The 11,257-nt window shown below is 67.3% G+C and carries 10 protein-coding genes and 1 pseudogene; all 11 read right to left on the bottom strand.

Going from position 1 to position 11,257, the window contains the following annotated elements; translation table 11 throughout:
* Positions 1-1,292: pseudogene (locus tag ACXJL8_RS20865) on the bottom strand (hypothetical protein); the annotation flags it as partial.
* Positions 1,289-3,904, bottom strand: a complete 2,616-nt coding sequence (locus tag ACXJL8_RS20870; RefSeq protein WP_456621078.1) for a putative baseplate assembly protein — start codon at positions 3,902-3,904, stop codon at positions 1,289-1,291. The pseudogene ACXJL8_RS20865 and the gene ACXJL8_RS20870, both read right to left, overlap by 4 nt.
* Positions 3,901-6,447, bottom strand: a complete 2,547-nt coding sequence (locus ACXJL8_RS20875) for a putative baseplate assembly protein (RefSeq protein WP_456685491.1) — start codon at positions 6,445-6,447, stop codon at positions 3,901-3,903. The genes ACXJL8_RS20870 and ACXJL8_RS20875 overlap by 4 nt, the downstream gene beginning before the upstream one ends.
* On the bottom strand, positions 6,444-6,815 hold the full coding sequence (locus ACXJL8_RS20880; protein WP_456621076.1) for a GPW/gp25 family protein: 372 nt from the start codon (positions 6,813-6,815) through the stop codon (positions 6,444-6,446). Before ACXJL8_RS20880 ends, ACXJL8_RS20875 begins: the two co-directional genes overlap by 4 nt.
* Positions 6,816-6,827: 12 nt before the next feature.
* Entirely contained in the window at positions 6,828-7,142 is a 315-nt protein-coding gene (locus ACXJL8_RS20885) for a hypothetical protein (protein ID WP_456621075.1), read from the bottom strand.
* A gap of 9 nt (positions 7,143-7,151) precedes the next feature.
* Positions 7,152-7,664: a phage baseplate assembly protein V gene (locus tag ACXJL8_RS20890; RefSeq protein WP_456621074.1), complete on the bottom strand. Its 513-nt coding sequence runs from the start codon at positions 7,662-7,664 to the stop codon at positions 7,152-7,154.
* Complete coding sequence (locus ACXJL8_RS20895; protein WP_456621073.1) at positions 7,661-8,788, bottom strand: hypothetical protein; 1,128 nt, start codon at positions 8,786-8,788, stop codon at positions 7,661-7,663. The genes ACXJL8_RS20890 and ACXJL8_RS20895 overlap by 4 nt, the downstream gene beginning before the upstream one ends.
* Positions 8,789-8,799: 11 nt before the next feature.
* The gene (locus tag ACXJL8_RS20900; protein WP_456621072.1) at positions 8,800-9,150 is read right to left on the bottom strand and encodes a Base plate wedge protein 53; all 351 of its coding nucleotides are present in this window, start codon (positions 9,148-9,150) and stop codon (positions 8,800-8,802) included.
* Between the two features lie 11 nt (positions 9,151-9,161).
* Positions 9,162-9,827 (bottom strand): CIS tube protein, encoded by a 666-nt coding sequence (locus ACXJL8_RS20905; protein WP_456685492.1) that lies wholly within the window; start codon positions 9,825-9,827, stop codon positions 9,162-9,164.
* On the bottom strand, positions 9,824-10,360 hold the full coding sequence (locus ACXJL8_RS20910) for a hypothetical protein (protein ID WP_456621070.1): 537 nt from the start codon (positions 10,358-10,360) through the stop codon (positions 9,824-9,826). Before ACXJL8_RS20910 ends, ACXJL8_RS20905 begins: the two co-directional genes overlap by 4 nt.
* Before the next feature lie 3 nt (positions 10,361-10,363).
* The coding region (locus ACXJL8_RS20915; protein WP_456685493.1) for a hypothetical protein at positions 10,364-11,257 on the bottom strand (894 nt) is incomplete at its 5' end.

The raw sequence follows: 11,257 nt of genomic DNA on the forward strand, positions 1-11,257 counted from the left end.
GCGGCGACCACGGCATGGTGCGGCGTGGCATCGCCGAGGACACCGTCGACCTTGAACGTCGGTGTCTCCTTGTAGGTCAGGCTGTCGCCGATGGTGAGCCGGCCGCCGGTCGCGATCAGGTCGAGCTTCGCCTGCCAGGCGCCGCCGGCGTTGACGGCCTGCTGGTTGCCGACATCACCCTCGGCCGGGACACGCGGATATTCGCCGCCGCCGATCTGGCGTGCGGTGCCGTAGTGGAAGGTCGCAAGCAGCGGCCCGTCGGCGGCGTCGCCGAGCAGGACGCGGCCGCGCTCGGGATCGAAGCCGATCGTGCCCGCCGTCACCTGCGCCTCATGCGCCCAGCCGATGACATTGCCGCCGCCGTCCAGGATGTCGCGGAGGTCGCAGACGCGGACCTTGGCGGTGGGAACGGGGACCGGAGGCGTACCAGGTGTGAAGAATACCAGGCTCTCGCCGTCGCCATAATCGTCGTCGCGTTGCGCATCCGGCTGTGCGCTCGCCTGCGCCGCGCGCACCGCCATCGCCATCAGCCGCACCGACAACGGCTCCGGCACGTTGACGGGCTCGGCCAGATGGGAAATGTCGGGCTCGGCCTGCGCGAAGCGGAACAGCCGCATGTCCGCGCCGAGCGGGTTGAAGCGGAATTTTCGTCCGCTCGCATCGCCGGCGTCAGGCGTCAACGGCACCGCCGTGAGCGACAGCGACAACAGCCGCCACAGGAAGATGCCGATATTGGGAATGTTGTAGCGCCCCGCGCCAGTCTCCGGCCGCCGCATCTCGGCGGTGTGCGCAATGCCGTTGAAGGCGCCGTCGCGCGGGAACAGCGCCGCCGTGTCGCGCAGATTGCAGGTCGCCGGCGCATGCAGCCGGATGTGCTTCATGTATTGCGTGGTGGTAAGCTGCTCGAAGAATTCGACCGCGTGCGCCGGCCAGCCGGTGACGTCCTGCGCGAGCTCCTCCAGCATCAGCGCGGTGCCTTTGCGGCGGCGGAAGGCGATGGTGTCGGCGACTTCGGCGCGCGGCGAGGTCAGCTCCGTGCCGAGCCCGCGCAGCGGCCGGTAGCCGATGAGGTCGCCGATATAGGGCGTGACCCATTCGGCGCAGGTCTCGATGAACTGGTCGTCGTAGAGCTGCTCGATGGACTCTTCCAGCGTGGCGAATTCGCGCGCAAACGCCGCAAGCAGAGCCTGAAGCGGGCCGGCCTTGGCCGGATCGTCCGCCTGGGCCGCATCGCGCAGCCGATGCAGCGCCGGTAGCAGGCCGTAGAGCCGTTCGGCGGTGAGGCTGTTCATGCCATCTCCTCCAGCAGGTCGAACGGCGCCGGGTTCAGCGTCAGGAGCTCACTTGGCTTCGCCACGCCCTGGTCGACATGCATCCGCGCCGCCAGCAGCCGGGCCTGACGCGATGGAATGGTCTGGGCAGAGGGCGAGCTGCCGCCATAGAGCCTGACGAGGTCGATGGCGAGTACGCCGGGCACCGATTGCGCCACGGCAATCACGTCGGACTGCTGCACCGGCTGGCCGAGCTCGCGGGCGTCGAAGGCGAAGTGCGCGCGGAGCGCCGCCTCGACTGCGGCCAGCATGGCCTTGGCATCGAAATCGGGATCGCGCTTGACCTTCAATCCGACCCGGAAGGCGTTGGCCTGGTAGGGCAGCAGCGCCACCGCGACATGCGGGTCGCCGCCGGCCTTCAGCGCCGCCAGCAGGTTGGTCCAGACCGGGCTTGCGGAATTGACGGGCGCATCGGGCGGCCCCGCGATGGTGATGGCGACGGTCTTGCCGCGCGGCAGTTGCAGCACCTGCGCCTGAGCCTTGGCAATGCCGGTGAAGGCGCGGGCAAAATCCTCGTAGTCGAGCACCGACACCACGCGGCCGAGCGTGCGGGCGCCGAGCGGAATGCTGCGCCTTGCCGCTTCCGCCGGCTCCGGATCGTTGCCGCCTTCGGCTGCGAGCGGGTTGCTCACGCCTTTGAGCCCGAGCGGGCGCGACAACAACTGGCTCAGCGTCTCGGCGCGGACATTGCCGGCTGCGCCGATGCCCTTGCGATAGGTGGCGCGAACGTTGTTGAGCCCGCTCGGCAGCCGCGCGCCGTTTGCACCGTTGCCGAACTTCACGAGGTTGCGGCCTTGCTCGTCGACATCGAGCGCAAAGGCGCGATCCGTCGCGGCCACACCGTACAGCGTCGTGCGCTCGTGCCACTCGATCTCGCCGACCCGCAGCGTCAACTCGCTCGCTGCGCCGCTTTCATTGGCCGCTGCACGATAAGTCAGCGGCACCTGCTTCAGCTCGAACTGCTGGAATGGCCGCGCCGCATCACCCGAGCCGAGGATCTGCGTGACCGTTTCGCCATGCGAGGCGGGCACCACATTGCCATGCACGACGACGCTGCCGCGGTCGAGATGACCGGCGAGCGGCGGATCGATCTGAAGCGTGCAGCGGCCGGCATCGCCGCCCTGGACAGACACCAGAGTGGCCTGCACGACCACGGCCTGGCCGTCCGAGGCGCGATTGCCGCGCACGATCAGCCGCCGGCCGGCGACGAGACCATCGGCGCTGACCGCGACGGGGATGCTATTGCCCGTCACCGCATCGTCGACAGGATAGGGGGCGAGCGTAAGTTGTTCGGACTGCACGAAGGCGGTGCAGCGGCGAACTTCATCCTCGTATGTGTCGTAGTGCGCGCCGTGCAACGCGAGCCTTGTCACCTTGCCAGCCAGGGCGAACTGAGCACGGGAGACCGAAGTGATGTTGGTCACCTGAAAGAGATCGATGGAGGGTGACAGGCCGATCACGATGACATCGATCTTGCCCAACGCCTTGCTGTTGAAGGTTCCGGGAATCGTGAGAACGGCGTAGTCGCCGACGCGCACCTCCGGGTAGACCGTATCGAGGTCGATGCTGCCGCCGGCCGGCGAGATCGAATAGTCGGGCCAGTCGTCGTTCTCGGGCTTCCCGGGATAGTTGTTGTGAAACTCGGTCGACATTGATGCCCACATCGGCGCGTTGTGGCCGAAGGCCGCGGCGCGCTTGCGCAGTGCGTAGACTTTGGAGATCTGAGCAGCCGTGACCTCCGAGAGTCCGACTTTCCAGGTGACCTTGGTGCGATCGAAATCCGATTGCAGCTCGACGCTGTCGATGAAGCGGAACTCCCAATTGCTGTCGTTCTTGCCCGGCGCGAAGGCGTCTCCGACGATCAGCAGCGCGTCGCCCGGCTTCAGATTGTTGCGCTGGCCGGTGAGGTACATGGCCGTGTCGCCCTTGCCGGGCCGCCGCGTCTCCGCCATCCACGGCCGGATCGCGTTCCAGGCCGGCCTTGCCGTGTCGAGCCGCTCGACGGTCTCGAACGTCTGCGGCTTCTCGTCCGGCCCCGGTATGCTCTGCACCTTCAGGCCGATATCGAGCGAGACCTGCGCGGGCACGCCGGTGATGAAGCTGCCGGGCTCCGGCGACAGCTTTGGCGGCGGCGTCGGCGGGGTTTCCAGGGTGAAGGCAAGCCAGGTCTCGGCGGCAACGCCGGGGCGCAGCCGGTAACCGATCAGCCGGCCCATCTCCTGAAGCGACACCCGTTCCAGCGCGGTCCGGAGATAGGATTCGTTGGCGATGCGCTCCTGGTAGAAGGTGAGCACGTCGGCGGCGCAGGCGAAGGCGTCGATCAGGCCGATGGTGAAATCGTCGTCGTCGCGGCTGTGAAGCTTGCCAAGTGGCGCGAACGCGGCGGACGACAGCGCCGCGTGGAGACTGTCGCTGAACTGCGCGTAATCGCCGATCCGGTAGGCGATGGCGGAGAGGCCATAGCGGTTGGAGATGCCCTGCGGCGTCTCGGCTTCGACGCCGGCGCAGCAGCCGCAGCTCTCGCTGCCGGAAGGCAGGGCATGCGGCTTGATGGTAGGGACCGGTAGCGTCATTTGCCGCCTCCCGCTTCGATGACGAGCCGGCCGCGCTCGCGGAAATTCGGATTGTTGGCGAGCTGTGCAATCTCGAGACTGCCGATCGGGATCACCTCGTCATCCAGCGATGTCGCAAGCGGGGAGATCAGCCGCTGGAATTTTTCCGCCTGCACCGCCTCGACACCCTCGACCGCCTGCGCCGCCGCGATGACGCGGCTGAGATAGACGGGATCGCCGAAGGAGAAATTGTCGGGGTGGAACAGGCCGAGCGTACCGTCCGGCAGCACCGTGCTCGACAGCACCGCGCGCACGGCCTGCGCGACCTCGGCGCGGAAATAATCCGGCTTGACGCAGACATGCAGTGTGACATCGAGCGGGACGTAACGCGGCGTCCGCACTTCGAGATCGTAGCCTGCCATCCTGAACCGTTCGAGATGGTTGCGCAGTTGCGCGGCGAAGGGGGCGTCGACCGGGCTGCCTCCGAAGCGGTCGGGCGTCACGAACACAGTGTGCCAGCTCCCGGTCCAGCGGAACGTCGCGGCGGCGCGCTGCACGTCGGCACGCCGTTCGGCCGCGGCCGCGTAGTCGGCTGCCGTCACCGCGCGCTCCTGGGTGCGGAACGCCTGCGGCGCATCGCGCCGCGCCGCCTCGATGTCCTCGGGCTCGACGCCGCCGGCTGCGGCGAGCGGATTGCGTATCGCCGCGAACACGCCGTCCGTGGTGCTGACGATATGCGCGATGGCTTCCGCGCCGACATTGCCGGCGGCCCCGTTGCCGATCCGGTAGGTCACCGTGAACGCGGTATCCGCCGCCGGACGTTTGCCGAGCAGGCCATCGCCGAACCGCACCAGGGCGCGGCGGTGATTGTCGATCTCGACCACGACATGGGGCGCGTTGCCGGCGCTGTCGATGAGATCGCGCCGCGGCAGCCAGTGCTCCGTGGTGCCCGCGACCTGTCCCGTGAGATCGACCAGGGCAGGCATGGCGTCGCGCGGCGACAGCAACCGGAACGCGCTCGCCGGCCACCACGCCTTGCCGGCCGCGACGGCAACGGCCAGCAGCGCGCCGAGATCGAAGGATTGCGTCAACGGGCTGCTCGCCAGCACCGGGTGGAACCGTGCCGGCACCACGATGTCCGGCGCCGAGGTGCAGCAATCGCCTGCCGTGGCCGAGGCCTGCTTCAGCGTGGTGCGCGGCATCACGCCGAGCTGCTCGGGCGCCAGCGTGCGGCCGTGATCGACGAGCACGATGTTGCCGCGTGCGACGCTGATCGCAAGCTCGGGGCGATCTGCCACCGTCAGGCAGAGCGGGAAGGGCAGTGCGTCGGTCTCGCTCCAGGCGATCTCGGTGACGTCAACCGGACCATCGACCGCTGGCTCGTCGAACAGCCCGCCGGAGGGATCGCTCGCGAGGACGACCTCGGTCAGGCGCACCGCCCAGCGATGCGCAGGATCGGCATCGTCGGCAGACAGTGTCGTTGGGCTGATGACCTCCTCGAGGATCAGGATGTCGCCGACATCGAGCGTATCGATATGGCCGCGCAGCGTCGCCCGCGTGGTGCCGCGTGGCAGGCAGCAGCCATTATTGCCCCAGGCGTAGAAGGTGAGGCTGTTCTGCTGCTGGTCGAGCATGGCGGGCGCAACCGTTTCGAAAACCTCGGCGCCGCCCTCGATTGCATCGTTGAGCGCGCGCGAGCCCGGCGTCAGCACCACGTCGAGCCCGGGCACGCGGGTCAGGAGCTGCGTGCCCTTGGGCAGTACGATGTCCTGCCCATCCACGTCGAAATGCACGAAGGCGCGTGCGTTGCAGCCCTCGTGCAGGTGATAGTCGACCAGCCGCGCATGGCGCCGCACCGAGATGCGCTGCCGCGCGGTGGCCAGATAGGCCTCGTTGGCCACAGCATCCTGGYGATAGGCGAGATTGTCGGCGGCATAGGCGAGCAGCTCGACCAGGGTCACGCCGAGATCGGCGGCCGAGCGCTCCTGCCATCCCGGCACCAACAGGCTCAGCCGGTCCAGCATCAGCCGGCGAAACCCCTGATAGTCGCGCGCGAGATAGTCGATGTCCGGCCGCGGGCGCGGAGCGGGCGCGCAGGGCACGGTCTCGGCGCAATCATAGTCGGAGGAACATTCGACCTTGAAGGTGAAGTCGATCGCCGACAGCTTTGGATCGTAGCCGGCCGGAGGCAATGTCGAGCCGGAATTGGCGAAGACGCCGAACGTGTAGATCGAATAATCGCCGCTGCCGTCGGTGCGGACCACCAGCGTGCGGGCGAGATCGTCGATGGTGTCGACCAGGCCGGGCTCGGCCTCCGCCGGCAGCGCATCGGCCGGCGCGCACCAGACCACGCCGACGGTTGCGATCCGCTCGCCGCCGGTGATCCGCAGATTGTCCGGCGAGAGCGTGAAGCCGGGATGCAGGAGCCGCACCAGAAGGGTCTGCTGCCGCGGCGCGCCGGGCGGCGAGGCGAGATCGAGCACCTCGATGAACTCGATGGCATTGGCGCTGCCCTTGGCTTTGAGCACTTCGAGCCGGCGCGGATCGCAGCAATGTTGCTTCATGCCGCGCCTCCCGGAACCGCGAAGCTCCCGACATGGCTGGTGCGGTCGGCCAGCACCACGTAGCGGACCTCGGCGCGCAGCACCGCATCGTCATTGGTCACCTCGACGGACGTGACGGCGATCAGATGCGAAAGGTGCTGATGCAGCGCGGCCTGCGCCAGCATCTGGGTGGTCGCGGCGAGCGTCACCGAATTGGGCTCGAACACCAGCGCGATCAGGCCCGCGCCGAAATCCGGCCGCATCACCCGCTCGCCCTGCATCGTGAACAACACCTGCTCGATCAGGTCGCGGATGTGATCGGGGCGCGCGGTCGTGGCGGTGCGGCCCTGGTTGTCGGTGTGATAGGGGAAATCGAGCTCGTTGCCCACGTCGTCCTCCCCTCAGGTTGCCAGCACGCGTGTCTGCGCGACGACGGGCAGCATCGGCGTGCCGGTCGGCGTGCAGACCGATTGCCCCATCATCGTCGCGGCCGGCGCGCCGCCGATCATCACCCGCGCCGCGCCCATCACCATCTGCGCGGTGACGCAGGGCGGCGCCGAGCCGGTGAGCGAGCAGGCCGCGATCGCATAGGGGCTGGTGAGATTGACCGCGGGCTGGCCCGACAGCAGCACCCGCGGGAAGGGCGACAGCGGCGTGGCCTGTCCGGCATGGCTGCACAATACGGTGGCGCCGAGATGCAGCACGGGAGCGGGCATGTGCGTCTCCTAGATCACGGTAAGCGCGCCGACATTCACGTCGACGGTCGGGCCGGTCATGGTGATGATCGCGCCCTTGCCATTGGAAATGGTGATGCCGACGTCGCTGACCGAGATCATCGCGCCGGTGGTGGTCTGCATCAGGATGCCGCCGGTCGGCCCGGGCACGTCGCTGATGGTGAGGCCGTTCTTCAGCGGGGTTTGCAGGGTGATGCCGGGCACGCCGGGCGGCACCGCATGCGCCAGCACCGGCACCTCCGCCGCACTGCCCCAGTAGCATCCGACCCAGATCGGATAGTCGGGGTCGCCGCGCTCGAACTCGACCCAGACCCCGGCGCCGATGATCGGCACGGAGAAGAAGCCGGCATTGATGCCGGCGGTCGGCACGCAGGGCATCGCCCAGCTCGTCGGTATGACGGCGCCGACGTCGGGCACCATCACCTGGATCCGGCCGATCTGGAGCGGGTCGACATTGTTGATCACCACCGCGCGATATTTTCCGAAGAGGGGCGCATCACTCATGTCGGCACCTGCGGGACGGTCGAGATCAGCGCGTTGCGTGCAAGCGAGAAGGATTGCTTGTAGGAGCCGCGCTCGATCTCGTGGGTGACGGTCTTGACGTAATAGAGCCCGTCGAACGGCAGGCCCGCGCCGCGCACGCCGACCAGCTGCCGCGACTTCAGCACGCGGCCGTATCTGGCGACGTCGAGCTTGCCGCTGCCGAATACGCTGTCGCTGTGCTGGCTCGCATAGGCGAGCCCGGCCATCAGCGCTTGCGGTGCGGAGAGATGCGCCGTGTTGGCGAGTTTCTCGATCTTGGGCGGCAGGGGCGGCACCGCGCCGAGCGGTGGGCTCATCGGCGTGATGTCGGGGATCGGCACCGGGATCGGCGCCTTGCTGTTGCTCTCCTGGAAGAACACGATCGGCATGATCTTGCGCTCCTTGTCGAAGTTGAAGGAGATGTCCTCCACATTGGTCAGCGCATCCATGTTGGTGGTGAGTGCGGCTTGCGGCGCGCCGAAGCGGATCTCCGGTCCCCAATAGGCCTTCGAGGCGCCGGGCGCGGGGCCCGCCTCGAGATAGAAGACGTAGCCGGCTTCGGTCGCGAGCCGCTTGACGTAGGCGTAGTCGCTGCCCTTCTGCTGCGGGATCTGCTGCACCGGGATCGGCGGGATATCGAGGACGCTCGGGATCACCATCGGGATCACGCCGAGCGCCGCGTATTTGGCGAGGATCGCCAGCACCCGCACCGAGGGCGGCATTGCCGGGAAGGGCAGGCCGGGCAGCTCGATGATATCCATCAGCGCCGACATGTCCTTGCCCTTGATCACCAGCTTGCCGATGCCGCCGCTGCCGGGCTGGGTCTCGACATTGGTGACCATGCCGTCGATGACGGACTCGGCCGTGCCGTTGATGGTGACGACCAGCACCACGCGGAGCAGAGGTGGCAGCGCGCCGCCGCCGGCGAGCAGGAAGATGGTGCGCAGCGGCGAGCGCGCCGGCAGGTCGAAAGTCAGCTCGAAGCCGCTCTGCGCATCGCCCGATCCGATCTCGACCTTGGCATGGGTCAGCGTTTCCAGCACCTCGCGCGGCGCCGGCACCGGCGCCGGGCCGATCTGGAGCGAAAGCTGGACGCCGCCCTGCATCATCGGCCTCCTTACAGCCCGTTCGGGCGGGGAATCTGCACGCGCTCACCGGGTGTGTCGGTGAGCTCGAACGGATCGGTCACGACATTGGCGTCGGCGATGCGCCAGTACAGCTCGGGATCGCCGAGCATGGTGGATGCGAGCGTGTCGGGCCGCTCGCCGGCGTTGACGATGTGCTCGCCGGCGATGCCGATGTCGCGGCCGTGCGGGATGAATCGGCGCAGCACATAAGCGACGCCGGGATCGTCGGCGCTGCGCTTCAACCGCCCGATCGCCGCGCCGTGATAGCGGCTGTTCGGCGGAAACGTATTGTCCGGAAACGCGCCGGCGTCGATCAGCATCTGGACGGGATCCGAGGACATGTTGTGCTCCGTCAGGGCAGGCTGGTGAGACCGAGCGAACCCAGTGAGGCGCCGCCGGTGAGGCCGGCGAGCGTTTCGCGGGTGCGCAGGTAATTGAGAAAGATGGTGCCGCCGCGGTGCGAGAAGCCGAGGTCGTCGGTGCTCATCACGTGCAGGCCGAGCGAGACCTTTGCGCGGATCGGGTTGAGCGAGGGGTCGAACGCCTCCTCGACGATGGAGAATTCGGCCACGCGCACCGGCGCGATCCGGTTCTTGCTCCAGACGAACAGCACGAGCGGCGCCTCCGGCGGCAGGATCTCGAGCGTGCCGCCGTCGGYCTGGCTTGCRACGCCGAGCAGATCGTCGACGCTCGGGTTGACCAGGGCCTCGAGCACCGCGAGCTGCGGCGCGATGCCGAAGGCGACCGCGGTGGCATGGGCGTCGGGATCGGCAAGCTGGTCGGTCGCGTCGATCTCGGCGTCGAGCTTGATGGTCTCGATCGCTGGCCCCTTGAGCCGGAACGGCTGCGCCCGCGCATTGCCTGCGCCGTCGCCGCCCGTGCCCTGCACCTGGTAGCTGCGGCTCAGCGTGTCCGGATTGTACTGGAGCGCGATCTGCCGCCGCACCGTGCCGCCGCCCGGCGCCAGCACCACGAGCCCGCCCTTGATCAATTTCGGCGACGAGGTGAGGCCGGTCATGGCGAGTCGTCCTGCGACGGCGGCAACAGCTTCATTTCCAGATCGAGCCGCAAGCTTCGTTGATAGTGTTCGAGGCTCGCCGGTGCGAACCCGGCAATCCGCAGCAGCACGGCGTTTGCGGGATTGACAAAGAGCGTGAGGCCACGCTGGGCGTAGACAAATTCGCTGCGCTTGATTTCGAGCGTCCCCAGAAACGAGTCGAGCTTCGCGTCCGGCTCGCCCAGGGCGTCGAGCAGGGACGGAAGCGGTTCGGGGAGGCTGACATCGGTCGCGTCGATGAGGATCACCGCATCGTCGTCGACCCACACGCGAACGCCGCGCGCAAAGCCTTCGGCGGTGGCGCTGAACCAGTTCGCGCGGCGTTGCTCGCTGCCGAGCCGCCCCTGGCCCTGCCGGGAGCGATCGAGATCGAACACCGTTGCGACGTCGTCCAGCGACGTCGGGCTTGCGAAGCCTGTGAAGGAGCGCAGCGATCGGCTGGCGAAGATCTGCAGCGGCCGCAGTGCAAGGTCGGAGATGCGCGCGGCCGGCATGGCTCAGCCTCCGATCTTTGTGACGTCGCCCTGGAAATAGGCGGCGTAGAGATTGCGGATACCGACGACGTTGACGAGCTTTACGGCTTCGGCATAGGAATCGTAGCGCCGACGCGAAGCCGGCAAGACCTTGATTGGATCGAGCTTGGCGTTCTCCGGTCCCTCGACCGCCACGCGCAGCGCCGGATCGTTGACGCGCGGTGCGACGTTCTCCCAAACGACCTCATCGAGGAATGAATCGACGCCCTCGATCAGGGTGTTGTACTGATTGGACGTGCTGCCAAAACTCTTGGCGAAGTCGTTGTAGGCCTTGGCGCGCAAGGTATGGATGTATTCGTGGATCAGCGTCTGGAACATATCCCAGAGGAAATCCCGGTCCTCGTTGCGCGTGCCCTTCTTGAAGATCTGGATGTTGACCTCGCCGTCGCCAGCCGAAGCGACCCAGCCGCGCTCGATTTCGTTGATCTGCTTGACCTGGTCGTCCGTGCCGGTGAATTCGTCAGCGAGCTTGCTGATGATCTTTGCCTCGTCGTTGACCGGAGCCTTCTTGTCGTCGAACGCCGGCGAGGCGTTGAACTTGCGATTGATGGCCCTGATGTTCCGGTTGGCCTGGAAGAAATACAGAATCATCCGCCGCGCCTTGGCGCGCTTCTGGTCGTCGTCCAGTGTCGCGAGCTCGGCCTCGGTATCGGCGAACAGGTCGTGGATGCTGCCGCGCGTGGTGTCCGTGTCGGCCTTCAGTTCGGGATGCGGGCGGTCGTAATAGTCACCGAACACCTTGTCGGTCTCTGCCTTGCTGGCCTTTCCAATCCGTTCGAATTCCTTGAGCTCGTGGGTCTCTGATTTGTCTTTGTGCTCGTCGGGTCCCCGATCCTTGACGACCTTGTTCCAATAGGC

The sequence above is a fragment of the Bradyrhizobium sp. P5_C11_2 genome, from assembly GCF_054049755.1.